Genomic DNA, 25,087 nt, shown 5'->3' with positions numbered 1-25,087 from the left:
AGGTGTTCATCCGGGGAGTGGCGCGCAGCGCCGTTCGACGCAGTCGAACACGCTGCATGTAGGTGCAGCGAAGCCAACCGGAGGGCAGTGTCCCCGGATGAATACCGGAGCGAAGGAACGCCGAGCCCCAGCGAGGGGCCGGACGCTTGGGGCGAGCCTTTTTTTGCTTACTTTTTTTTGGCGTTTGAAAAAAAAGTGAGTCGCCGTAAGGGCGAAACCCTAAGTGGCCGTTACCGCAGAAATGGATATGTACACCCCCCAAAAGAACCAGGCCGGCCCGAAGGCCGCCTCGGTTAAGCCTAGGCTCACTCACTCTCCGGATCCACCTTGTTCTGAGTCAAATACCGATCCAGAGTCTCATTCGCCGGCGCCGAATTATCCCCCGCCACCTGCCACAAATGCCGCTCGATCCCCTGAGCCAAAAGGTGCCCGACAGCCGCCTCTATCGCCGACAACACACACAACTGCGCCGGTTCGTTCGTGGTGTACCCGACCTCCGCCTCCAGCAACTTCTTGAACTCGATAAACTTGAACACCCCGGCACTGCGCCCGACCGAATAAATCGTCTTGCTGGTCATCACATTCGCCAGCACCTGCCCACTGCGCACATCCACCGCCCGCAAGTTCACCGTCACCTGATCCACCCGATACTCCCGGGAAATATCAATACCCAGATAGCGCGCCCCTTCCCCGCCGCTTTTCACGTTGGTGTCATACGCAATAATCCCACCCTCGAGCATCATGTTCGCCGCCTGCAGCGGAGGCAGTTCCGCCTGAATGTTCACCGGCGTATTGGGCTTCTTCTGCGAAGCACGAATGATCTTGCGCTCGGTCAGCAGGTTCTGAAGCCCTTCACGCTCCAGCACCACAAACCAGCCGCTGGCCTGCAAGGCGTCCATCAGCATGCTCGCCGCGCCCTGGGTCACGCTGGTGGAAAACGAACTGGCCGGGGTCGGTTTGTACTGCCCGGTCTGATCACGGAAACCGTACACCACCGCCATCAAGCGCCCCTTGGGCCGTGGCATGTTCAGCAAATCGTAATAGGTCGAGGCCCTGGGGGTCAGGGTCGGGGTGCCGGTGTCCTGCTCCGCCCCGACCGGCTCGCGCAGACTGCACCCTTGTAATGTCGCCAACATCAGCCCTAGCAGAATTATTTTTCTCATGTCCTTAACTCCCCATCGACCTGAATCCCCATCAAGGGGTGAGGCCATTCACCTTGATTTCCGATACTTCACCGGTCGCTCGGTCGGTCACTTCGATCGTCAGCGCACCCGAGTCGTCGACGACGTTGACGATGAAGGCGTCGGTGGACAGGCTCCCGGTATTGCCGGTCGAGATGTTGTCCAGCAGTTGCCCCAGCAACCTTGATTGCAACTGGCTGCTGAAGCGCTCGAGGGCCGACGTGCCGGCGACGCTGGAGCGGTTTTTCAGATCCGGATCGTCGAAGTCGTTCTGTGCCTGAGCGTTGTTGAGCAGCCAGGTCCCGTTCAGCGGGTTGCCGCCAAACGAGGGGTTGATGGGCGTGTAGACCAGCTCCGTGGCCTGGACCAGGCCGCAGCTGGCGAACCCGAGCAACCACATGCCCGTGCGCAGCGAGAAAGCTCTCTTATTCATAGTTCGTCCCTCTCAAGGTCGGTGGTGTCCTGCAACAAGGCTTCGAGCTTGCGCCGCACGATCTCCATGCGAACCAGATCGGCAGCCTCGTAGGCCTCATCCTTCAACTCCACGGTGTTCGGCGGCAGGAAGCGCCGATAAACCAGTCGCTGCTGAAATTCCACGGTCACCAGGCTGCCCCAGCGTGCCGAAGGTCGTTCGCGTACCACCAGGTTGAAATCCATCGGGCTGGTGGCGCGCAGGCGTTCACTGAACGAGTAGTAAAAGTCATGGCCAATGTGCGAAATCGTGTCGTCGAGGATGAAACCCAGCATCTCGTCCTCTTCGCCGGCCGAGGCCACGGAGGTCGACAACACCAGGATCAACGCCAGACAGAATCGGTTCATGGCTGCAACGCCTGCGGAGTTTTGCTCTGGCCTTTCACCGGGCCGGTCCCTTCGAGGAAGGCTTTCTCGGCGACGAACTGCCAATCCTTGTAACTCGCCATGCCCGTGAAATCGGACCACTGGCTGGGGAAATCCGTCTGTTTGAGCGGCTTGCCCGTGGCGGCACTGTTAAGGCCGGTGATGCGCCCGTCGAAGCCGCGCATCAGCACCCACTCGCCGCCACCGATCGGGTCCGGGTAGAGCTGGCGCAGGTGATGTTTCGGGTTGGGAAAACGCTCGTCCTGCAACAGGTCTTCCAGCGCTTTCGGGTACTGGGCGAGGCCCGGTGAACTGCGGTAATAACTGCGCAATGCCTGGGCGTACTGGGTACCGACCCAGAGCAACTGGCGTTCACGATCCCGACGCGACGCGGTGGCCCACAGCTCGCCCGCGCTGGCCAGGCCCATGCCCATGACCATGATCAGGAACAGCACCCCCAGGTAGGTGAAGCCGGCCTCGCTGGAAGGCCTACCACTCGGAATAAAGGCTGCCATCACGCGCCCTCCCTGTGGCACCGCTTTTGATATCGGCCACCCCGCCCGCCACACCTTCAGGTGGCGCGACCATGACCCAGGTGTCCTTGCGCTCGGCAATCGGGTCCGTCGGCGGGTTGCGCAGGTAACGCTGCTCGACCAGTTGCTCGATGGAGTCGGGATAACGCCCGGTGTCGCCGTAGTAATGGTCCAGTGCTTCGCGCATCGCCGACAGGCTCTGGCGCAACGTGGTCTCTTTCGAGGCCTCCAGGCTGTTGAAATAACGGGGCAAGGCAATGGTCATCAGGGTTGCGATGATTGCCATGACCACCATCAGTTCCAGCAGGGTAAAACCCTTTTGCCGACGCATAGGCTCACCACTCGCGGTAGTTGATTCCGTTGAGGCCCTTGCCGCGGGCCTTGGAGTAAACGTCAAAGACGTCTTCGCCCTCCCGCGGGTTAGAAGCCGTGCTGTCATAGGACCGCAGGCCCCAGCCACCCTCGTCATCCCGCTTGACCGGGGCCAACGGGTCATGGGGCACGCGCCGCAGGAAGTAGAACTTGGCGCCCTTGGCACTGCGTACGTCGCGTACGCCCTCGACCAGCACGTTCAGGTTCGGCGGGTAGCCGCTGCTGTCCAGGGTCTTCTCGATATAACCGGCATCGAAGGCACGTTTGTAGGCGTCGATGGCATCGCGAATCTGGTACAGCGCCGTGCGCAAGTCCTGCTCCTTGCCCCGGCGCACCACGGTCTCGGTCAGCGGCGCGGCCATGCCGGCCAACAGGCCGACCAGGGCCAGCGTCACCACGACTTCGATCAAGGTAAAACCGCGTTGCGAGGCGTTCATGGTCAAGGCTTCTCGACGACAGCGTGGGTGGACGCGACCGGCGTGCTCATGGCATCGGTGCCTATCGCCGAGTCCATCGCGTCGGTTGGGCGGTTAGCCGCCTGGATGTGCATGCTGGTTTCGGTGCCGGTCGGGAATTCCATGTCCGACGGGCTCTGGTACGGCAGGTTGCGCACGATCCGTGGGGTGATCGACAGCACCAGCTCCGATTTGCTGACGTTGTCCTTGTTGCTGCCAAACAACCGGCCCAGCCAAGGGATGTCGCCAAGGCCCGGGATCTTGTTGCCGGTCGCGCCGTGGTCGTTGCGCATCAGGCCAGCGAGGATCTGGGTTTCGCCGTCATGCAGACGCAGCGTGGTCTGGGCGTTGCGGGTGTCGACTTGCACCGGAATCGTACCCTGGCGGGTGGGTTCCAGCGGCGTGGCGTTACTCACTTCCAGGGCGATTTTGATCGCCACTTCGTTGTTCAAGTGCACGGTTGGCTGCACTTCAAGTTTAAGACCGACATCCAGGTAAGTAACGCTTTCGGTGATCACCGGACCCTGGGTCGACGGTACCGAGGTGGCGCTGATAATCGGCACGCGCTGACCGATGTGGATACGCGCCTGCTCGCGGTTGCTGACGCGAATGGTCGGGCTGGCCAGGGTGTTGATGTCGTTGTCCTGGGCGTTGATCTTGGCCTGCGGCGATGGCGAGATGGTGATCCGGCTGGAGTCGATGCCTTTGAGTTGATCGAGGATCGTTACCGGCGAACCGTCGCTGTTGACCACGCCGAAGGTGTTCGGCCATTGCAGGCCAAGGTCCAGAATCCGTTGCGTGGCGACTTCCATCACTTCCACTTCCAGCACCACTTCGGGGTTGGACTGGTCCTGGGATTGCAGGAGTTTCTCGGCCATGCGCACAGCGTCTTCGGTGTCGCGCATGGTCAGCGTGTTGAGGCGCTCGTCGACGAACACGTCGCGGGTCTTGAGCATGGTTTTGACCATGTTCAGCGCCGTGTTGGCATCAATGCTGGTCAGGTAGAACGTGCGCATCACCAGCTCTTGATAATCCTTGAGCTTCTGCGGCGAGTCGGGGTAGATCAGCACGGTGTTTTCGTTCACCACTTTCTGGTGCAGCTGGTTCTGTTGCAGCAGCAACTGCACAGCGTCTTCGATGCGCACGTCGCGCACGAAGATGGTGGCTTTCATGTCCGGGCGCAGGTCCTTGTCGAAGATGAAGTTCAAGCCGGCCACCTGGGACAACACTTCGAAAATGGTTTTCAGGTTGGCGTCGCGAAATTCCAGGGTCACGGGCCGGTCGAGACGGGTGCGCAGTTGCGGATAAGGCACGACGTTGCGGCTCTGCACCAGGCGCACGCTGCCTTGCAGTTCCAGCGCGCCCTCATTTTGCGGGTCCAGTTCGAGGATCTGTTTCACCTGACGGTCGGCGCCGTAGATGTCGCCACGGCGCAGGTCGCCGCGGGCCAGTTCGAGTTTTTCATCCAGGCTGCGCATGTGTTCGAGCTGGCGCAGCGCGTCCTGGGCGCGGCGGTTGTTCGGTTCGATGGTCAACACGCGACCGTACCCCATGCGGGCCGACGCGAAATCACGGTGCGAGCGATCCATGTCCGCCTGAGTCAGCAGCGCCGTCACCGCACGCGCGCGTCCGCTGTTGAGGGCCAGGTGCAACTCGGTGTCCCGAGGGTTTTCCTTCAGGCCTTCCTGGATACGTGCCAGGCCGGCTTCATATTGGCCCGACTCGATCAAGTCGGACGCTTCCTGCTTGGCCACCTGCGCCGAACTGCAGGCAGCCAACCCTGCGCAAACGCAGACCAGGCTCAACAGCAAACGGGATTTGTTCATTGCGCGCTCCCCACAGACAACGTCTGAGACAAATGCAGAGGCAGGTAGACAAAGCTGAGTTCCACATCGGAAATCCCTTCGATCCGCCAGTTTTCGTCGATCACATCCCCCTTGCGCACGACGTATATTTTTTCGCCGTTCTGCAAAAACACTTGCAGGTCGGAGCGGTCATTCAGCTTGCCAATGAACTGAAAAGGCATCGGTGGCAGGCTGGGGGCTTGCACCACCGGGGTCAGGTTGACGGGTTGTTCCGTGACACTCGCCAGCACGGGGGCAACCTTCCAGCTGCGGGCGGAAAACAGGTCGCCCGCCGGGCTGAGGTCCTTGATGGCGACGGGGGTTTTGCCGGCGATGGCAGCGTCTTGTGCACCAGCGGTTTTGGTTTTGGCCGACGGGGCCACGGCCGTCACTACCGTGTCATCGTCGTCCGTCTGTTTGAAGTATTCGGGGCCCCAGGTCAGCGCTGCGGCAATGCCGAAGAACGCCACCCAACCCACTACGCGTTTGGTATTCATCATGACCTCGACAGGTAAAGGGTCATGCGGATCCGGCCACTCAGGTCGGTGTCGGCGATCTTTTTACGCTGGAACTCCACGTCCTCCACCACCACCGCCGGCAACTGGCCGAGCAAGGCGTGCAGGAAGCGCCGCAGTTGCGGATAGCTGCCACGCACCGGCAGCAAAATCTGATAACGGGCCAGGTGCGTCTTGGGGTCGATGCCCAGCGAATACTCGCCGCGTTGCAGGGTGATGTGCTCCTGGGCCGCCAATGCGTAAATCTTGTCGATGGCCACGGTGGCCTGGGGCTGGGCCGGCAACTTGCTGCGGAAATCGTCGAGTTGGCGTTGCGGCACCACCGGCGCAGCGATGCTGCCGTCCTCGACCTTGGCCAGGTACTCGGTCGCTTCGCGGGTGTCCTGGCTGAGCTGTTGCAGCGACTGCCAGTCCGGCAGCAAACCCGCCACGGCGTACGTCAGCGCCAGCAGCAACAGTGCCAGCCCTGCCAGGCCGGGCACGCCCAGGCCTTGCAGGTATTCATGAGCGATCAATCTAGGGATTCGCATCGCCAATCTCCCAGGTAGCCGACAGGTTGAATTGGACCGGGTGCTCCGGCACGTTGGCGACGATTTCGTGGCTCAGCAGCGACACATCGGACAGTTCGTCACTGGCTTCGAGACGCTGGTGAAACGCGAGCATCGCTTCCAGGTCCCGCGCTTCGGCGCTGATCCGCACCTGACCCTTGCGTGCATCCGGGGTCAGGGTCAGCAAAGCGATGTCATCGCGGGGCATGGCTTCAAGCATGGCGAACAGACGTTCCCAGGGCCGGCGCAGTTGCTGCGATACCTTGCGCATTTCGGCCAGGTTCTGCGCCTGCTCACGGGTTTCCGCCGGCGACAGGGTCACCTTGGTGCCGGTGCCCGTGTCGCCAGTGAGCACACGCTGGGTGGTTTGCAGATGGCCTTGTTGTTGTGCGGACTGTTCGCTGACGTGTTGCTGAACGAGCACGCAGGCCAGGGTCAGCACCAGGCCAGCGCCCAGCAGGCTCCAGCCCAGGGGGCCGGAGCGACGTTGCGGCTGAAAGTCGAGCATCAGGGCGCGCATGTCAGGCCACCGCCCGGGACATGACGTACAAGCTATCGTGTACGGCCGTCCGGTCCTCTTCGAGGGTACGCAGGTGCACGCCAGGCACGTCGGGATGCGAGTCGATCCGCGCCGGCGCGTGCAGGTAAACGTTCAGCGGCCGCTCGCTGGTCGAGGCCTGCAACTGGCTTTCGCGACCGATCAGCGCGGTCAGTGCGGCATCGCTGTCGCTGCTGCCCACCGAACGCACCGACGTCCAGCGACCTTCCCGGGCCAGCAGCAACACGCTGCGGACCGGTTCGGCGACCACGAACAGGAAGTCGCCGGCATCGAAACTCTTGTCGAAATGATTGAACGCCGCCATCAGGTACGGCTGCACCGACCGCAGGCGCAAGCCGCGTCCGCTGACCAGGCTGCGCAGGCGCGCCAGCAAGTCTTCGGGCAGTGCCGTGGCGATCCGGTCGTAACCGGCCGGCTCGGCCGACAGCACCAGGCTCCAGGGTTGGGTCGGCGCGCCATAAAGGTCTTCGAAGCACAGCCGGGCAAACCCTTGCAGCTCGGCAGGGCTGCTGATCTGTTCGCTCCACGGCACCAGGCAGAAGCGGCTGAAGTGCCCGGAAATCACCACGCTCAATTCGGCACCGGCGCGGGTGTGTTCGCCCAGCAAACGGTCCAGTGTTTCCAGAGCCACCGCCCACGCATGAAAACCTTCGTCGATAAAGCCGACGCTGCCCAGCCACAGGGTTTCGCTGCCCCGACGCTGACCCAGGCCGACACCACTGGCGCCGAGCACGGCGACATAACGCTCACGAGATAAAAGTGACACGATTGATCTCCTCGAGAGTGGTCCGGCCCTCTTGCACCAGTTCCAGCGCCGACTCGCGCAACAGGCGCAAGCCACGGCTGCAGGCCAGGGCCTTGATTTTCGAAATGGGTTGGCGCTCGACGATCATCTGCCGCAGTTCGTCGTCCAGGTGCAGCAACTCGGCAATCGCCGTGCGTCCGCGATAACCGCTGCCCCGGCAATGGCCGCAGCCCTTGCCGTGGACGAAGTGGTAGTGATCGACCTTTTGTGGGTCGAGCCCCGAATTGAACAATTCTTCGTCGGTCGGGAAGCTCGGTGCGCTGCAACTGGTGCAGACCAGGCGGATCAAGCGCTGGGCCAGCACGGCATTCAGTGCGGACACCAGGCTGTAGGGATCGATTTCCATCTGGGTGAAACGGCCAATCACGTCGAACACGTTGTTGGCGTGAATGGTGGTGAACACCAGGTGCCCGGTGAGTGCCGATTGCACGGCAATTTGCGCGGTGTCGGGGTCGCGGATTTCGCCGACCATGATCTTGTCCGGGTCATGGCGCAGGATCGAACGCAAGCCACGGGCGAAGGTCAGGCCTTTCTTTTCGTTGACCGGAATCTGCAACACGCCCGGCAATTGATATTCCACCGGGTCTTCAATGGTGATGATCTTTTCCACGCCGTGGTTGATCTCGGTGATCATCGCGTACAGCGTGGTGGTCTTGCCGCTGCCGGTGGGGCCTGTCACCAGCACCATGCCGTACGGTTCGGCCGCCAGCCGCCGCAGATGACGCAGGGTTTCGTCTTCAAAGCCCAGGGCTTGCAACTGCACGCCGCAGACCTTGTCCGCCAGGTCCTGTTTGTCGAGTACCCGCAGCACCGCGTCTTCGCCAAAAATGCTCGGCATGATCGAGACCCGAAAGTCGATCTGCCGGCCACTGATGCCAATCTTGAAGCGACCGTCCTGGGGCACGCGTTTTTCGCCGATGTCCAGCTCGGCCATGACTTTGACCCGGGAAATCACTTGCTCGGCGAACTCGGTGCCCTGGATCTTGCTGATGTTGTTGAGCACGCCATCGATCCGGTACTTGATCACCAGCCCGCTGCCGGTGGTGCCGAGGTGGATGTCACTGGCGTGCATTTTCAGCGCGTCATACAGGGTCGAGTTGACCAGCTTGACCACCACGCTGGAGTCTTCACTGATGCTGGTCAGGGACAGGCTTTGCAGGGTGTCGGTTTCGATATTGGCGTCGGCCTGGGCGTTGAGCGATTCCACCGCATGGAAGCTTTCTTCGTGGCGCGCCAGGTAGGCTTTCAGGTCATCGGCATGCACCAGGTACAGCGGCGCGCCGTGCAGGCAGTCATCGATCCAGGCCAGGCGCGAGGTATCGAAGGGGTCGGCGAAGACGCCAATGACCGCCTCGTCGTGACGCAACAGGATGAATTCGCGCTTGATGCATTGGGCCAGGGTGACCCGGTCGAACACCGGGGTGGCTTTGAACAGGGTGTCGGTGTCGAGCACCGGGTAATGCAGGGTAGCGCCGAGGCATTCGATGAAAGGCATGGGGGCCAGTTCGCACAGCACCCCGAGGGCTTCCAGTATCCGTTCGCCGGAACTGGCGGCCCGGGATCGTGCCTGGGCCAGTTGCTCACTGGAAAATCGCGACGGTACACAATCCAACAGCGCCGGTTCTACGACTAGGGATAGACGGTCCATGGCATGCGCTCCAACGCCGGGGGCTTTGAGCCCTGTCGACGCGGCAGGCCATTACGGCAGTTGCCGGAACGTCTTGTCGCGCCACTACTCCCCGGTGAGCAATTGTTCGTCGTCTGGTGCCATGGTCGCCAATGAACTTCGTCGGCGGTCCGCCAGCACCCAACTGCCGTCGTACAACTGCAGCGGGAAACTCTCGGTCCTGCTCTGGCGTCGTTCGACGAATCCTTCGGAAGTGCTCACTGCCGTTCCGGGTTCGCGCTCCATCCCTAAAAGGTCACAGACTGCACGGGCCAGTTCCGCCAATGGAAACGGTTTGAACAGGATATGGCTGACTCCCAGTTGCCGGGCCCGCTCACAGACTTCAGCGGTTGGGTGCCCGGTAATCAGCACAAAATGACACTTCCTGTTCTGGCGGACGGCATCGAGCACCTGAAAGCCTTCCATATCGGGCAAGCGGTAATCGAACACCATCACATCGGGTGCAAAACTCTCGGCTATGCCGATCGCCATGGCACCTTCGTTCGCTATCCGAACGTCCAGCGCTTGCGCCTGAAGGTAATCCTTGAGGTTTTCTGCAAGGAGCTGTTCGTCTTCGACAACCAGTACTTTGTTTAACAAGGTCGACTCCTTGAAACCGCAGGTCCGATGTTCGAGCCTGGGAGTACGCGCCTTAATTAGGCTAACGCACACTTCATGCCAGGCTGAGTGCCGGTTTTTTACCGCTTTACGTCTATGAATTTTATGGAAAAAGCTTTTTGTACAAAAACCCCATCCCCCAAAGGCGGGGAACCGTACGGAGTTGTACGCAAGCGTTTCCCCACTATTGGGGGTTAAACGTTCATTGGTCGTCAACCCGTTCGATTCGATTGTCTGATCGCAGCCGCGCGAGCACCGCGAAGCGAACCTGGGCCTGTTGCTGGCGAGCGAGGTACGCCCGTACCATTTCCAGCCCCTGTTGCTCTGAGACATCGGCCGCCTCCGCGTGGTTCTGTAAATAAATCAAATGCCAGCCAACCGGTGTGCGCACTGGCTCGCTGACGTCGCCGGGTGCCAAGGCAAACGCCACCGCTTCGAATTCCGGCCACATGCGCCCACGGGGAAAAGCGCCCAGTGCCCCGCCGTCACTGGCCGATGCGTCTTCGGAACCGGCCCGGGCGACGCTGGCGAAGTCTTCGCCCTGACTGATTTTCACGCGCATCTCCACCAAGCGTAGACGCGCGGCTTCGACTGTGGAAGCGTCTGCCCCCGGCGCCACCTTGATCAGGATGTGCCGGGCCTGCACTTCTTCGGGCTGGCGCAGGTCGGCGCGGTGCTCGTCGTAGAAGGCGCGGACCTGTTTTTCATCCGGTTCGCTAACCTGGGTCAGCTCGGCAAACACTTGCTGGGCCGCCAGTTCACGGCGGGTGTATTCGGCAAACCCGGCTTCGTCGAAACCGGCCTCTTCCAGGCGCCGGGCGAACACCTCGGCGCCGCCCATGGCCTGCCGCGTCTGCTCGACCTGATTGTTGACCGTGGCATCGCTGATCACGACCCCGCGTTTCACGGCTTCCTGCCACAGCAGTTCCTTATCGATCAACGCGCTCAGCGCCGCCTGCCGCAACTGCTTGTACGCCTTGGGATTACGAATGCTCGCCACCGCTCGCCCCTGATCCTCGAGGAATTCGGCGAAATAACGCTCGAGGCGAAACTCGGAAATCTCCGCGCCATTGACCCGCGCGGCGGCCGGCCCATTGCTGCAAAACGCCACCGGCACCCACATTGTCAGCAGGATCAGCAAGGTGTTGAACTTCATGATCGGCCTCCCGTCAGGGCATAGCGGATATGGATTTATAAGGGGCTACCAGATGAAAATTCTGCTCGGGCAAGTCCACGGTGACGATGTGCGCGCCGTTCAGACCCTGGCGCCGGCCCGGGCCGAAACTGATCAGCGGGGTCAGCCCGGTATCGAAGTCATGCAAGCCTTCCAGGGCACTGATGAGTTTCTCGCGGCTGGCATCGCGGCCGGCCTGCTTCATGCCTTCGCTGAGCAGCAGCATCGAGCTGTAGGCGCCGACTTGCAGCACCGAATGCTGGGCGCCAAGGCCCTGGACTTTGCGTAATCGGCTCAGGGCGGCGCGCCCGGCCAGCGTCCAGTCGCTGGGCACAAACGGATAGGACAGAAACACCCGCCGGGTAAAACCGCTGGGCACCTGAAACAGATCACCCGACACCTGATTCGACGCGGCGAACAGGTACGGCACCTGCCCTGCCCTTTGCAGGCGCGCGGCGAGCAGGCTGAAATCGGCGCCACAACCAATGTAAAACACCGATCGCGAGCCCAATGGCAGCTCGTCCTGCGCCGAGTCGTAGATTTTGAGGCTGACCTTTTGCCAGGCGTGCTCTTGCAGGTACTCACTCAGGTCCTGTGCCGTCGCCTGTTGGCCGGGATCGTTGGTGTAGGCGATCATCGTCGGCCCCTGCAATACCCGCAGCTTGCCGGCGGCGTAGTTGGCCAGGGCGATCAGTTGCTCGCGCAACCCCGGCAGCGGTTCGAAAATCTGCCGGCTGACCTGGCTCGACCCCAGCAACGACAGCGGCCCGATCAGCGGAATACCGGCCCGTTCCAGGCGCTCGGCCAGTTCCGAGTCCAGTGCCGGCACCAACGGTGCGATCAGGGCGAATACTTGTTCCTCTTCGATCAACCGGTCCAGCGCCTGCTCCGCAGTGAAACGGTCAGGGCCCGGATCGACAATGGTCAGGCGCAACTGCCGGCCATGAATGCCGCCCGCTTCGTTGATACGCGCCACGCTGCCCCTAAGCACCGCCGCCACGGTATTGCCCTGCTCACTCAACGGTCCCTGGCTCGGCAACAAGGTGCCTAGGTGCAGGCTGTCGGGGGTCAGGCCCGGGTCGCGGTCGTCGGCCAGTCGTTTGAGGTAGGCCGTGAGGTTGCGCTGGTCATTCATCGATAGCGAAAATCGCGGCATCGCCGGGTCGAGTCGGTTGCCGCCGGAGTCACGTCCCTCCTGGATGGCGCGGGCCAGGGTGCCCTCGGTGTAAGGCGGGTAATTACGGCCGTTGATCTGCTGCTGGCCGTAAGTGCTGCTGAGCCGCGACCAATTGAGTTCCGTCGGCCGCACCCCACCTTCGGGCCGTCCCAGGCCATCGGCACCGTGGCAATTGGCACACGGCAGGCTGGTGGCGGGCATCTGCATGCCCGCCGCGCCGATCCGGGCCATGATCGGCTCACCGCTCGCGGACACCCCTTCGCGATACAGCCGTTTGCCCGCCGTTTCGCTGGGGGTCAACTGCACGGCGTGGGCGCGCATGCTGATCGCGCCGAGCATGAGCAGGCCAAGGACGAACACGAAGATGCCATAGGATTTCAACATGGCGCGCCCTCAGCGACCGGCCACGGGCATTGTCAGCAACTGCAAGCGCTGGGCAATGGCGGCGGCCGGGGCATCGGGACGGATTTTACTCCAGCGTTTGTTGGCGACATCTCCCACGATCAGTTGTGTTGAATGTTGTTCGGGGGTCGGTACGATCTGGCCGATGCGTCCCAGGACAAGGTCCATGCCTGCCTTGTCGCCGGTAAGAAAAAACCAGTGGGGGCCATCGACGCCCTGCTTCAAGGTGTAAGCCTTGAGTACCGCCGGAGTGTCCCGTAGCGGATCACTGGTAAGGGAAATAAAGGTAATGCCGTCGGCCTTGTCGCCCAGCAACTCACGCACTTCCTTGAGTTTTTGAGTGATCAGCGGGCAGGCATCCGTGCAGCTGGTGAAGATCACGTTCAACAGCACCACGCGGTTTTGCAGGGCGTCGCTGTAGAAGCGCAGGGTCTGGCCGTTCTGGTCCTGCAACGGCGTGTCGGTGAACCAGGTTTTCGCATCACGCGTACCCGTCGCCGGTTGCGCAGCCGCCACTGCCGGGGCGGGTTCCTGATGCCCCTCGTGGGCGAACGCCAGCGAACTGAAGATGCAGAAGCACAGGCTCAGGGCGATCCAGTCGACGATTCTCATGGTTGGTCCTCCATGGCAATGGCGGTGTGCTTGGCGTGGGTGTTGCGCTGGCCACTGATTTTTTCCACTTCACGAGTGAGCACCGCCGGGTCGGTGAAGCCGTAATAACGCATCCAGTGGCGGCTGTTGCCGTCGCCGACGAGGATCAGTGGCTGGTGGTTTTTGAAGTCGCCGCTGAAGGTGCCCAGGCCCTTGAGGGTTTCGTTGATCGAGTGAGTGCTGCCGGTCAGCCAACTCCAGCCCGGGCCTCGCTGGAAGTTGCGCGCGTAGTCGCTCAGGCGTTTGGCGTCATCGCGCTGCGGGTCGATGCTGATCGACACCAGTTGCACTTCGCCGCCGACCCGCGCACCCAGCTGTTTCTGGACCTTGCCCATGATCGACGACACCACCGGGCAGACCGTGGTGCAACTGGTGTAGATGAAGCTCATGACCACGATTTTGTTGGTCACCAGGTCCTGCTCCAGACGTACCGGTTTGCCGTTCTGGTCCACGAGAGCCACGTCGGCAAACTTGACCTGGGTGCTTTCTGCACTGGCGCTTTTGGGCGGCACGCTGTGCCCGGCGTGCTCATCCGCCGAGTGCGCCAACGCTTGCCCGATCCCAAGGGCCAGCAGGCAGAACGTCAGCAGTCCACGGTGTGCGAATCGGTTCATGTCGATTTCCTCTTCAGTGGGCATCGCCGGGCAGCACCCGGACGCTGGCAAAAGTCTTGTCGTCGAAACGCGCGCCGAGGGACGCCGCGTGCACGTGCAGGTACCAGGCGCCGTTCTGGTCGAGGGTCACCGGGGCTTCATAAATGCCGTTGCCCACGTCGAGGGCGGCGACTTCCCGGGCCTGTGAAGTCGGGGCGAGAAAGTAGCGCACGTGCACGTCTTTCACGCCGCTGCGCTGGGCCTTTTGCGCTCCCTGCACAATGCGGAAACGCACGGTGTAGGGACGACCGAGGGCGGCGGTGGCTTTATCCAGCATGAACTCCACTTTGGGTACGCCGGGGTGCTGCTCGCGTGTGGCGTCCGGTTCAACCAGCGCGGTGAAGCAATGCACGATGCTCGGCTGATTGAGCAGGAAAGCCACGTCAAAACGCCCGGCGCTGGGCAGTTTGATCCGTGCGCTGTACAGCCCCGGCTCGACTTCGCGCAGGCTGCGGTCGATGACCAGCGCCGCCCGCGCCACTTGCCCGCGATTGGGGTAACCGGACATCGGCGCGTTCATGCCTTCGGCGTAGAAGTAGGTGGTGTTGTCCACCGGGTTGACCACGAACACCGCGTTATCGTCCCGCGACACCGCGAGGCTCGAGGCCAACGGCAGGTCGCCGGCCAGCCGTGGCGCCTGCGGCCCGGCGTCGAAACCCTGGCTGATGGGTTTGCGGCCCTCACCCAGGGATGACAGGTTGATCATCGTGACCTTGGCCGAGGCCAGCCCACGCACGTAGGTGTAGGCCTTGGTGAACACCACTTGATAAGGTTCGGCGGAGACGTCCAGTTCATGGATCATCGAATCGGTGGCGGCGTCGATCACGGCAGCCTGGTTTTCCAGGGTATTGAGCACGATGCCAAAACGACCGTCGGCGCTGAACCCCATCGGGCCCAGGCCCTGTTTCATCTTGATCACACGGCGCACGTCGAGGCTGGCGGTGTCGACCACGGTGACGGTGCCGTCCTTGCCGTCGGCGACGTACACCGCCTGGGACAGTGGCGAGTGCGCCACAGACAACGGGTTGGAACCGGTTTTGAGTTGTTTGCTGATGGTCAGGCTGGCGATGTCGATGATGCTCAGCGTGCCGTCGTCGCGGTTGGTGACGAAGGCGAAACGGCTGTCTTTGCTGAAGGCGATTTCGTGATGGCCGCGACCGGTGGCCAGGTGTTTGAGCGGTTTCAGGCTCTGGGTGTCGATCACGGTGACCCCGGAGTCTTCGGTTTTAGAGGCATTGTTGCCGACCCACAGCAGGCGTTCGTCCGGTTGCAGGGCCACGCGTACCGGGATGCTGCCAGCGGCGACGGAGTCGATCAGTTTGAATTGCTCGCTGTCGACCACTGCGACTTCCCCGGCGGTCGGCATGGATATGAACACGCGTTTGTTGTCCTTGGGCGTGACCCAATCCATCGGCGGTTGCTTGAGGTCGATCCGCGCCATGGTGCTGGTGATGCCGCCGACGGACACCGACGGGTCGACCACCGAGACGCTGGCATCGCGGTTCATCACCATCAGGAAATAACTGTTGAGATCGAGCAGTGGCCGTGCGCCGATGCTGGATTTCAGGAACACCCCGACCCGGGATTTGCAGCTCTGTTCGCGGCCTTGGGCTTCGTCAGCGGCAATCGTTTGCGGGTCGACCCAGGCACCGGGCGCGACGCCCGCCAACGGCTGGCCCGACGCACTGTCAGTGACCCGGAAGCGCACATCAGCAAACCCGCCCTCGCGCAGCACGCCATCCTTCGCCAGCGCCTTGACCTCAAGGGACACGGACACGCCGTCACGCTCGAGCGTCTGGCTGTCGGCCTCCGGCGTGGCGCCGGCAGCCAGTGCACCCACGCTAAGACACAGGCCCATTCCGATGCTGATAATCCGCTTCATTGCACTCTCCCTTTCAGATCCCAACCCGCCACCCCGGCCCCTGTGGGAACGCCGACACATCCAACATTGATGTGCATGACATTCCGCCATCGCGAGCAGGCTCACTCCTACAGGTTCGCGGTAGCCGAACCACCACCGTCCCCTGTGGGAGCGAGACCGGCTTGCCGGCGATGAGGCCGGCACATCCAACCTCCGCGTGCCTGACACACGCCGCCGCCCCAGGTGTTGCATTGCCCTCGCCCTAAGGCGCCGGTTCCAGTTCATTGGTCACCCGCAACAACCCCCACAACCCGGCGGTGTTGCCGTAGGCGCCGTAATCGCGGAACAGGTAATCACCCGGTATCGCGTTGCTGTCCCCGGCACTCGGGTGCATGAAGCTGAAGTGCGCCGCCGGCAAGATGCTTTCGTGGGCGCCGATGTACATCGACATCGGGTTGAAGCCAAACCGCACCGAACCCACTCCAGGTGTCGCCATCGGATAACCACCGGTGTCGCTCTTCTCCGACTGGAACGGATTGACCGACCAGACATGACCATCCAGCTGGAAGGTCGACCCACGGCTGCCACCGGTCGGCATCAGGATGTGCGTGCGGAACGGTTGCCCCGGCTTCGCATACAGCACCGGCGTTTGCGGATCGCCCCCCACCAGCGCATTGCTGTACGCCATGTGCGCGTTGGGCACGTCGCCATACCCCGCGCCGTCGGCGTGACCGAACGGCGCGTCCGGCGCCAGGCCGAAGCGATACCACAGCGGCTCGGCCTTGTAGTTGATGGCCATGCTCGAGTTGTCTTGTGGATCGGTCGGCACACCCAGGCCTTCCGCCGCGATGCCTTCCACCGGCCGGCCGTTGGCCCAGCGAATGTTCAAGGCTTTCTGCCAGACCATCGCAAAGTCACGGTAGGTGGTCTGCCCCGGCGCGGTGACGGTCGCATTGGCCTTGCGCGCATCGTCGACCCAGGTCGCGCCCACCGGCAAGACACTCATCGCGCCGCCCAGGCCTTTTTGTGGCTGCTTGATCACGTCCGCCGGGGTGAAATTAAGCCCGCCGAACTCCACCGCCGTGGCGTTGATGTTGTCGACGCTGCGGCCCAGTTGGGTAATCGGCTTGCCTTCGCGCTCCAGGTGCCCGGCGTAGTACTGATACGTCCGCGTCGGGTAAGCACCGCTGTTGCCGACCCGTGGTGGCACGGTCTGGATCGGGTTGGCGCCGACGTTGGCGCCGTCTGACTTGGTGATGTCGTACGCCAGCAATTGCGCGTGCAGACCCACGTGGCTCGACGGCCGCATCAGGTTGTTGCTGAAGGTGGTCGAGCCCATGCCATCGTTGCGATCACGCTTGACCACGCCCTGCATCACCGCCGTCTGGGTCAGGTCCGGCATGACCATCGGCAAACGGTTTTCCAGGGTGATGTTGATGCAGTCACCGGCCGTGGCGCGCAGCACCAGCGGTTCGACAGGCACACCGGGCTTGAGCTTGCCGGTGACCGGATCGAGGTCGGATTTGCGCACGTACAGGATCGCGGTCGGGTCATGCAACGGGCCGCTCTGCCCGCCGATGGTGACGGTCTCGCCATCTTCAGGATCGGTCACGGTGACCTGCGGAATGTTCACCGCCCGCGAGTTGTACACCAGAGTGCCACCCGCCGGGTTCAACGGCCCGCCGACGTGTTGCCCGAGCCCGGCCGGATCCCCCAGGGCCAGCCCCAGGGAATTGCCGAGAATGTCGTTGGCCAGCGCCGCGACCACTTCGTAGTTGCGCTGCACAGTCGGCCGGGTGCCGATGCCATTCGGGTTGGCGCTGATCCGTGGGCAAGTGCCATCGAACGCCACGGTGTTGCGCATGCCCGCCGGTTTCGGGTTGTTCGGCAGCGCGAACAGATCGGCGCGCTGAGCGGTGTAGTTGCGCATCACGCCCCAGATGCCGCTCCAGTAACCTTCCAGCGAAGCGTCCATCGAGTACAGGTAGTCACCCGTGGTCGCGGCCGAACTGGAGATCATCGACACCGGCGCATTGAAGCCCATCTGCTCGGAGATGCCGATCATCTGCGACGAGCGCCAGCCGGAGTTGGAGCTGTTGCCGAAACCGGACCCGCTTTGCAGCCATTTCACGCCGTGCAGGGTCACGTTGTGCTCTTCTTCGTGGCCGCCGGCATGCACCCGCAACCGCACGTTATCACCGGTGTAGGTGCGCAGCATCGGGGTGAACGGGTCGCCCGGTTCCGCGCCGCCACGGTTGATGTGCGGCGGGAACAGCGTGGTGCCGCCGGTAGGACCGGTCGCCGCCGTGACCAGGTTCGGCGCCAGGTTCATCGCCGGGATGGCGCGGTCGGTACGGCTTTGCATGGCGTACGCCAGATCGCCGCCGAGGCCGTCGGCCTGCATGCCGCGCTTGCCGTCCGGGCCGACCCGGTTCGGGTCGTATACCCGCAGGGCCAGCGGTTCGTTGCGGTAATTGACCACGAACATGCCGGGGTCATCGACCGAGATCGCTTGCGGGCATGGCCGACTTGGGCAGCCTTCCACCAGCCCGCCCTGCACTTCGACGATGCCGTCCAGCAGGTTGCTGGCGTTGTTGCGCACCGGCGGATTGATCGCGTAGCGGAAGCTGTCCGCGGTGGCCGGGAACGCTTGTGGATTGGGCACGCCATTGGGGCCTGCGCCGACGTACACACCGGCTTCATAAGCGTGCTGGAAGTCGCTGTATTCAAGGAAGAACTCACGGAAGCTGTCGTTCTTGCCGTCGCCGTCCAGGTCACCGGTCGAGACCACCGCTTGCCACGACGTCGGCCCGCCATCCTGCCGCGCGCCGCTGTACAACGGCTCGCCGGTTTCGGCGTGGAACCAGGTGGAACCGGCCGGCTCGGCCAGCACCGTGGCGTAGAGGCCAATCTGCTGGTGAGTCGATGGGCCGAGGTGGTCGTGGGTGAAAATGGTCCCCAGGCCACGGTCGACGCCTTTGCTGTTCACCACCGGATCGACGAACCAGCGTTGCATCGCGGTGCGCGCCCCGACCCAGTCCGCGCGGCCAAACTGGCCAAAGTACGGGTGATTTCTGGCTTTCGGACAGGTCGGTGTGCCGTCACGCGGATCGGCACCGGTGCATTGGTTGAACTCGCGAATCGCGTGGATGCGTTCTTGCACCGCGCCGGGGGAAAGCACGCCGTCTTCGTAGTTCCAGCCGTTGGCCGAACCATCGGCGGCGGTCAGGTCCCATTTCGGCAGGTGGATGTGTTGACCGATGACATCGGTCGGCGTGCGCACCTGATAATCGTCCATCTCATAAGTGGCCGGCACCAGGTTGGTTTGCTGGTACTGCACGCAGTCAAAGGTGTTCATGCGCATCACCAGCGGTTCTGGCGGACGCTGCTTGTTGATCACCGGCCATGCGTCTTCCCACAGGGCCAGGATGCGCGCTTGCGGGAAGTGGTAGCCGACCTTGTTGTAGACCGCGTCGAACTGGATGTTCGCCGCTTTGTAGATGCGCGGACGGTCGGCGGTGAAGGTCGACGAGCCGACAAACGACAGGCCGTCGATGCGCTCGCCACTGTTGAACTCGCCGCTGCCGGCGCTGCTGGTCAGGCGTTTTTGCCGGTCGTCCATGCACGGTTCGTAGTACGGCGCGCCCGCAATCGGCAACGCGCCGTTGGTGCGGAAGTTGCGCGCAACGATCTGATTGCCGGGCAGCAAGGCAAAACTGGGGTGTTCTTTTTTGGCGTGGAAGGCCATGGCGGCCTGTTCGACTTCGGTGCCTTCTTCCGGCATGTAGATCGGTTTGGCCCGGGTCACTTCCTTGGAGAAATCCAGCGACGTGGTAATGGTGTGCGCCTGGCCACCGGCCGAAAAACCGTCCAGGGAATGCCGCCCCAAACCGCCATCCCAGCCACCGGATTGCGCCGGGTCGAGGTTGGCCCACAAGGCATTGCCGCTGTTCTTCAAGCTCTGGGCCTTGGCGGCGTCGAGCATGTCCAGTGGCGGGGTCGGTGGGCGCTGGCCGACCGAACTTTCCATGCCGCCGATCCAGAACGGATAGCCAGGGTTTTTCAGGCTGCCGTCGGCATTGCGGTTGGCTTCGCTGCGATCCACCAGGGCCAGCGAACCAATGGCTTGAGGGCCACCGTTGCCGCCATGGTGTTCGCCGTCGTCATCGCCCTCTTCATCGTCGTCATCCCCTTGGGCGACCAGGGTCTCGCCGATTCTTGGCACCACCGCGACTTTGCCTGGCATCGGCGCCATGGCTTTACCCGGCAACGGCACGACCGCCGGGATGGGCGTACCGGCAACGATTTCGCCATCGGGCAAGGCGCGGGCGCCGGCGGCGGGTTTGCCGCTGCGCAAGGCGAAAGGCACGTTGTGATAACCGTCGGCGCCCTGTTGCGACACTTCGAGCCGGGTGCCTTCTTCAAACACGTCGTGGACCCGCCACATGCTCCACATGCCTTGGGCGAAGTGCGGATAGAAGTGACAGTGATAGATCGCATCGCCGGCGACGCGGTTGCGGTTACCCGAACCGCCGTTGGCGATTTCATAGGTGTAGCCGGCGCCTGGACCGATGCCTTGGGCGTCCACGTAGTCGGAGTTGTCATCGTTGGGGTTGAACAGCCATTGGTGACCATGCAGGTGGAAAATGTGCTGCTCATGGCCGTTGTGGGTGTTGCGGAATTTGACGAAGTCGCCGATGTAGCTGTGGTTGACGTTGGACGGCTCGGACGGGTACAGCGCCATCGTGGCCTTGACCCCGACCTGATCGGCGCGCGGTGTTTCGCCGGGGCGGATGTTTTCCAGGCCGGCGTTGGCCGGCACATCCACCAGCATTGCCACATCGCCGACGGTGTGCGAGCTGAGGAAGAACTCTTCATAGGCGCAAGACAGGCAATCGTGCATCGGCCCGACGCCTAATCGGTTAGCGACGACTTCGGCGCCCATGCCACCGGAACCGTAGTTGATCATGAACGAGTCGCGGGTCGGCTCCAGCACGTGCGACATGACCGGGTCCGCCCAATAGGCAGGAAAGGCCTGGGTCGCGGCGGTTTCATCCTGGAACTGCGAGGCGAAATCGCGGAACGGTTCGAGTCGATTGGGCAGCGCCGGGTTGCGTTTGCCGATGGCTTCCAGCGGATAAGTCGACGGTGGGAAGCTGCCGTCGGCGTTGCTGCCCATCACGATCGCATCGCTTTCACTGGAAATGATTTCGTTGCCGTCGACCATGTTGATGATCGGCTTGCCGGCCTTGCCTTCACGGATCCATGGCTCGCGCTGCGGGTAGCGCGCCTGGTAATCGACAATCGGTTGACCGGCCGGCGTACGGCCGCTGCTGGCCAGGCGCATCTCTTCTTCGGTCACGGTGTTGCGGTAGGCACGGCCGCCCTTGGGCACGACTACCACTTCGCCGAACAGGCCGTTGGCCACGTTGCCGGCATCGCCCTCGCCACCAAACGTGGCGCCACGGCTGCTGACCGCGAACGCGCCTTCGCGCTCGGCGTACAAGGTGTAGGAACGGGTGGCACCGGGGGCGGCGAGTGAGTTGCCGTTGCGTCCGGTGTACGAGGCAATGTCGTCGATGCTGTTGACGGCTTGCAGGCCGTTGACCTGGAAACCGACGTGACGGTCAGTGACTTGCTCGTCGACCTTGAAGTCTTCCGCTTCACCGATCTGCACTTCACCTTCGATCTCGCCCTCTTCTTCCCCGCCGTCATCGTGCGACCCGGGGTTGGCCTGGTAGGCCAGCAGGTTTTGCAGGTTGATGGTCAGGCAGTCACCGGCGGCCACCCGCAGCACCAAAGGGCGGGGGCGCTTGTCGGGGCGCAGCGAGACTTTGCCCGGCACCGCCGCGCCACCCTGGGCGAGGGACAGGTTGCGGTCGTCGACCACGTCACGGCGCAGGGCGAACATCATGCCGTTGACGTTTTGCGCGCCGAGGCGGTTGAACATCAGCGGCTGGTCCAGCGCCACGACGTTCGCCACCAGGTTGCGTTCGCAACGGAGCGCGGCTTCGGCCAGCTCAATGCCGAACAGGGGCGCAAAAAACAGCAGCAGGTTAACCAAATGATGAGCGTGGTGTATGCCGGTCATGATCACGGGCCTCGCTGTGGGTGCTCACAGGGAATGATTCTCGACAAATCCCCTTGAGCAATCCGCATGCCAAAATTTTTTATGTTGTTTTTCAGCAACCTGCGTAAACGACTTGATAACTCGGGGGATATTCCCCACCCAATGCCCCACTTTTCGGGCCCGCGCCCATTGCACCTGAAACGCCTATCCCCTGTAGGAGCGAGCTTGCTCGCGATGGACGTCAACGATGACATTGGCGACCTGAAAGAACGCGGTGCCTTGGCGTTTTTCGCGAGCAAGCTCGCTCCTACAGGGAATCTGCGGCGGGAGTAACTGCCCGGCACTTTCCCCACTATTGGGGCAACCCCCACTCACAGCGGCGCATCCACGGCCAGGCCCTGCAAACGGCGGTATTGGCGCAGGACGTTTGGCACATAACGCTGGGTTTCGGCGAACGGCGGGATCACTCCGCCACGGCTCAGCACCGCTTGCGGCCCGGCGTTGTAGGCCGCCACGGCGAGGGCGATGTCGTTGTCGAACAGGTTCATCAGGCGCTTGAGGTATTTGGCCCCGCCCTGGATGTTGGCTTTGGGGTCATAGACGTTTTTCACCCCCATCTCCCGGGCGGTGTCGGGCATCAATTGCATCAGCCCGCCGGCGCCTTTGGCGGAGGTCGCGTCGGCGTTGTAGCGCGACTCTGCCCGTATCACCGCGTGCAACAGTGCCGCCGGTAATTCATTGGCCGTGGCCGCCGCCGAGACCAGCTCGGCATAGGGTTGATCGGCGATCATCTGCGGCTGCTGATCGAGGCTGACCAGCGCCTTTTCGGGCTCATGGATCACCCGTTCATAGTGGCGCCCGGGACGATGGACATTGGACAAAACGTAGCGGCCATTGGTGTCCAGGGAAATGAACACATCGGCTTGAGCGACGCCCGTCAACAGCAGACAGCCGAGCAGTCCCCGGGTGAGTGACTTCTTCATTGCACCTCCCCTGACCAGCCCCGAAAAGTGGGGGTAATGCCCCAATGGCCGATCGTGAATCAGCCATACGCAAGCACTGTGCCGAAAGCGAGAAGGCCCGTAATACAAGGGGTACAGAAGGATGCGCAGGCATGAGCATGGCAATTGCATAAGCCTGCATGGCGACTCTTCTGCCGACTGTGTGAGGTCATCATGAATCAGCGTCTGCGTTCTACCCCGCGTACTCAAGGCGGGTTCACCCTGCTCGAACTGTTGGTGGTGCTGGTGGTGCTCGGGCTGTTGGCCGGCATCGTCGCGCCGAAGTATTTCGCCCAACTGGGCCGCTCTGAAGTGAAGGTGGCCAAGGCGCAAATTGAAGGCCTGGGCAAGGCACTGGATCTGTACCGCCTGGAGGTCGGCCACTACCCGTCGACCGAACAGGGTTTGCAGGCGCTGATCACCGCGCCCAGCGATGAAACCCACTGGACCGGGCCTTACCTGCAGAAAAAACTGCCGCAGGACCCGTGGGGGCGTAACTACACCTATCGCTACCCCGGCGAAAACGGCGAGTACGATTTGCTGTCCCTGGGCAAGGACGGCCAGCCCGGCGGCGAAGGCGAAAACGCCGAAATCACCAGCTGGCAATGACGGGAGCCGACCATGCGCTTTCATCTAAAGGCAGTGGGCAAGGCCGGCGTGGTCTCGATGACGGTCGAGGCGCCGGGCAACATCGAGGCTCGGCGCATCGTCGAAGACCAGGGTTATCGCGTGGTCAGCCTGCAAGCCGAGCGGCACTGGCGGTCGTTGCGCCTCAAGCAGCGGGAAACGTTCAACCTGGTGCTGTTCAGCCAGGAATTGACCACCTTGCTCAACGCAGGCTTGCCGTTGATCGATGCGCTGGAAAGCCTGGCGGAAAAAGAAACCGCGCCACAAGCCCGCAAAACCCTGAGTGAACTGGTGCGCTTGCTCTACGAGGGCAAATCGTTTTCCCAGGCCTTGGCCCAGTTGTCGGCCGTGTTCCCCCCGCTTTACGTGGCGCTGGTGCAGTCCAGCGAGAAAACCGGCGCCGTGGGCGATGCCCTGGGCCGGTATGTCAGCTATCGCCAGCGCATGGACGAGGTTCGGCAGAAAATCGTCAGCGCGTCGATCTACCCCATGCTGTTGCTGGTGGTGGGCGGCGGCGTGGTGCTGTTTTTGATGGGTTACGTGGTGCCGCGCTTCAGCCTGGTGTTCGAAGGGCTGGGGTCGAACCTGCCGTGGTTGTCCCAGATCCTGATGAGCAGCGGCATGTTCCTGCACGCCCACCAGGGTGAATTCTTCGGCATCTTGCTGGCAATCATCACCGCCCTCGCCTTCCTCCAGCGCCAACCGGCCTTTCGTCGCGGCGTCGACCGGGTGATTGAAAAGCTCCCGGCCGTTCATCAGCGAATCTTCATGTACGAACTGGCGCGCTTCTACCGCTCGCTGGGAATTCTGCTGCAGGGCGGCATACCGCTCGTCACCGCCATGGGCATGGTGCGCGGCTTGCTCACGGTCGCCTCCCGCGCGCGCCTGGACCAGGCCTGCGAACGGGTACGCGAGGGGCAGTCGCTGTCCACCGCCCTGGAACTCAATCACCTGGTGACGCCGGTGTCACTGCGCCTGCTGCGCGCCGGTGAACAGTCCGGCAACCTCGGGCAAATGATGGAGCGCAGCGCCGATTTCTACGACGAAGAAATCAGCCGCTGGATCGAATGGTTCGTACGTTTGTTCGAACCGTTGCTGATGACCTTCATCGGCCTGCTGATCGGGGTCATCGTGATCCTGATGTACATCCCCATTTTCGAACTGGCTTCGAGTATTCACTGACCCCTGGAACAGGGTCGACAGCACGTTGCGACGCTCATTGAAGATTTAAATGAATAAATCTTCATGTTGCGGTGTTCACAGGGTTCCGACTTAACAAATGAGTCAAGCAACGCATTTCGCTGCTCATCGACGTTCCATACCAAAAAGCAAGACGGAGAACGACATGCACATGAACAAGCTTTTACTTGCAGTAGCTATCGGCGCAGTCCTGTCGGCGTCTACCGTATTGATCCCGGATAGCCTTTCCAGTGTATCCAGTGCCCATGCCAAGGATGGCAGTGGCGGTGGGGGCTCGGGTGGTGGTGGAGGCGGTGGTGGCGGTGGTGGCGGTGGCGGTGGCGGTGGCGGTGGCGGTG

22 protein-coding genes and 1 pseudogene are annotated in these 25,087 nt (G+C 62.5%); 3 read left to right on the top strand and 20 right to left on the bottom strand.

Annotation, left to right across the window (positions count from 1 at the left end):
* Positions 1-305: 305 nt before the first annotated feature.
* The 20 genes from EJA72_RS00975 to EJA72_RS00880 form a co-directional block, all read right to left on the bottom strand.
* On the bottom strand, positions 306-1,163 hold the full coding sequence (locus EJA72_RS00975) for a CsgG/HfaB family protein (protein WP_157709688.1): 858 nt from the start codon (positions 1,161-1,163) through the stop codon (positions 306-308).
* 31 nt (positions 1,164-1,194) lie between these two features.
* Positions 1,195-1,614: a curli assembly protein CsgF gene (locus EJA72_RS00970; RefSeq protein ID WP_157709687.1), complete on the bottom strand. Its 420-nt coding sequence runs from the start codon at positions 1,612-1,614 to the stop codon at positions 1,195-1,197.
* Positions 1,611-2,000, bottom strand: a complete 390-nt coding sequence (csgE, locus tag EJA72_RS00965; protein WP_157709686.1) for a curli production assembly/transport protein CsgE — start codon at positions 1,998-2,000, stop codon at positions 1,611-1,613. Before csgE ends, EJA72_RS00970 begins: the two co-directional genes overlap by 4 nt.
* Complete coding sequence (locus EJA72_RS00960; RefSeq protein WP_157709685.1) at positions 1,997-2,533, bottom strand: type II secretion system protein; 537 nt, start codon at positions 2,531-2,533, stop codon at positions 1,997-1,999. Before EJA72_RS00960 ends, csgE begins: the two co-directional genes overlap by 4 nt.
* The gene (locus EJA72_RS00955; protein ID WP_157709684.1) at positions 2,508-2,882 is read right to left on the bottom strand and encodes a type II secretion system protein; all 375 of its coding nucleotides are present in this window, start codon (positions 2,880-2,882) and stop codon (positions 2,508-2,510) included. Before EJA72_RS00955 ends, EJA72_RS00960 begins: the two co-directional genes overlap by 26 nt.
* Positions 2,883-2,886: 4 nt before the next feature.
* Positions 2,887-3,360, bottom strand: a complete 474-nt coding sequence (locus EJA72_RS00950) for a type II secretion system protein (protein ID WP_157709683.1) — start codon at positions 3,358-3,360, stop codon at positions 2,887-2,889.
* Between the two features lie 2 nt (positions 3,361-3,362).
* Positions 3,363-5,204 (bottom strand): secretin N-terminal domain-containing protein, encoded by a 1,842-nt coding sequence (locus tag EJA72_RS00945; protein WP_157709682.1) that lies wholly within the window; start codon positions 5,202-5,204, stop codon positions 3,363-3,365.
* The gene (locus tag EJA72_RS00940) at positions 5,201-5,719 is read right to left on the bottom strand and encodes a hypothetical protein (protein ID WP_157709681.1); all 519 of its coding nucleotides are present in this window, start codon (positions 5,717-5,719) and stop codon (positions 5,201-5,203) included. Before EJA72_RS00940 ends, EJA72_RS00945 begins: the two co-directional genes overlap by 4 nt.
* Complete coding sequence (locus tag EJA72_RS00935; protein WP_157709680.1) at positions 5,719-6,267, bottom strand: GspMb/PilO family protein; 549 nt, start codon at positions 6,265-6,267, stop codon at positions 5,719-5,721. The genes EJA72_RS00940 and EJA72_RS00935 overlap by 1 nt, the downstream gene beginning before the upstream one ends.
* Entirely contained in the window at positions 6,254-6,805 is a 552-nt protein-coding gene (locus EJA72_RS00930; protein WP_157709679.1) for a PilN domain-containing protein, read from the bottom strand. The genes EJA72_RS00935 and EJA72_RS00930 overlap by 14 nt, the downstream gene beginning before the upstream one ends.
* A 1-nt stretch (position 6,806) precedes the next feature.
* Positions 6,807-7,610 (bottom strand): hypothetical protein, encoded by an 804-nt coding sequence (locus EJA72_RS00925; RefSeq protein WP_178128953.1) that lies wholly within the window; start codon positions 7,608-7,610, stop codon positions 6,807-6,809.
* Positions 7,591-9,297, bottom strand: a complete 1,707-nt coding sequence (locus tag EJA72_RS00920) for a GspE/PulE family protein (RefSeq protein ID WP_157709678.1) — start codon at positions 9,295-9,297, stop codon at positions 7,591-7,593. The genes EJA72_RS00925 and EJA72_RS00920 overlap by 20 nt, the downstream gene beginning before the upstream one ends.
* Positions 9,298-9,381: 84 nt before the next feature.
* The gene (locus EJA72_RS00915; protein ID WP_157709677.1) at positions 9,382-9,915 is read right to left on the bottom strand and encodes a response regulator; all 534 of its coding nucleotides are present in this window, start codon (positions 9,913-9,915) and stop codon (positions 9,382-9,384) included.
* A gap of 220 nt (positions 9,916-10,135) precedes the next feature.
* Positions 10,136-11,089 carry a peptidylprolyl isomerase gene (locus EJA72_RS00910; RefSeq protein ID WP_157709676.1) on the bottom strand — a complete coding sequence of 318 codons (954 nt, stop codon included), beginning with the start codon at positions 11,087-11,089 and terminating at the stop codon, positions 10,136-10,138.
* 13 nt (positions 11,090-11,102) lie between these two features.
* Positions 11,103-12,668: an ABC transporter substrate-binding protein gene (locus EJA72_RS00905; RefSeq protein WP_157709675.1), complete on the bottom strand. Its 1,566-nt coding sequence runs from the start codon at positions 12,666-12,668 to the stop codon at positions 11,103-11,105.
* A gap of 9 nt (positions 12,669-12,677) precedes the next feature.
* Positions 12,678-13,298 carry an SCO family protein gene (locus EJA72_RS00900; protein WP_157709674.1) on the bottom strand — a complete coding sequence of 207 codons (621 nt, stop codon included), beginning with the start codon at positions 13,296-13,298 and terminating at the stop codon, positions 12,678-12,680.
* Positions 13,295-13,951 carry an SCO family protein gene (locus EJA72_RS00895; RefSeq protein ID WP_157709673.1) on the bottom strand — a complete coding sequence of 219 codons (657 nt, stop codon included), beginning with the start codon at positions 13,949-13,951 and terminating at the stop codon, positions 13,295-13,297. The genes EJA72_RS00900 and EJA72_RS00895 overlap by 4 nt, the downstream gene beginning before the upstream one ends.
* Positions 13,952-13,964: 13 nt before the next feature.
* Positions 13,965-15,848, bottom strand: coding sequence for a YncE family protein (locus EJA72_RS00890; RefSeq protein WP_372240662.1), 1,884 nt, complete (start codon positions 15,846-15,848; stop codon positions 13,965-13,967).
* Positions 15,849-16,113: 265 nt separating this feature from the next.
* Entirely contained in the window at positions 16,114-21,942 is a 5,829-nt protein-coding gene (gene mnxG, locus EJA72_RS00885) for a manganese-oxidizing multicopper oxidase MnxG (RefSeq protein ID WP_157709671.1), read from the bottom strand.
* A 350-nt stretch (positions 21,943-22,292) separates the two neighbouring features.
* The gene (locus EJA72_RS00880) at positions 22,293-22,904 is read right to left on the bottom strand and encodes a lytic transglycosylase domain-containing protein (RefSeq protein ID WP_157709670.1); all 612 of its coding nucleotides are present in this window, start codon (positions 22,902-22,904) and stop codon (positions 22,293-22,295) included.
* 192 nt (positions 22,905-23,096) lie between these two features.
* On the opposite strand from EJA72_RS00880, the gene gspG reads away from it, so the two are divergent.
* From gspG to EJA72_RS29060, 3 genes and pseudogenes are all read left to right on the top strand, one after another.
* On the top strand, positions 23,097-23,531 hold the full coding sequence (gene gspG / locus EJA72_RS00875) for a type II secretion system major pseudopilin GspG (protein WP_157709669.1): 435 nt from the start codon (positions 23,097-23,099) through the stop codon (positions 23,529-23,531).
* Positions 23,532-23,543: 12 nt separating this feature from the next.
* Positions 23,544-24,731, top strand: a complete 1,188-nt coding sequence (locus EJA72_RS00870) for a type II secretion system F family protein (RefSeq protein ID WP_157709668.1) — start codon at positions 23,544-23,546, stop codon at positions 24,729-24,731.
* Between the two features lie 163 nt (positions 24,732-24,894).
* A pseudogene (locus EJA72_RS29060) lies at positions 24,895-25,087 on the top strand (hypothetical protein); the annotation flags it as partial.

This window comes from Pseudomonas sp. PB120 (assembly GCF_009761815.1).
GTDB lineage: Bacteria > Pseudomonadota > Gammaproteobacteria > Pseudomonadales > Pseudomonadaceae > Aquipseudomonas.
This window is presented reverse-complemented; position numbering and strand designations above follow the sequence as displayed.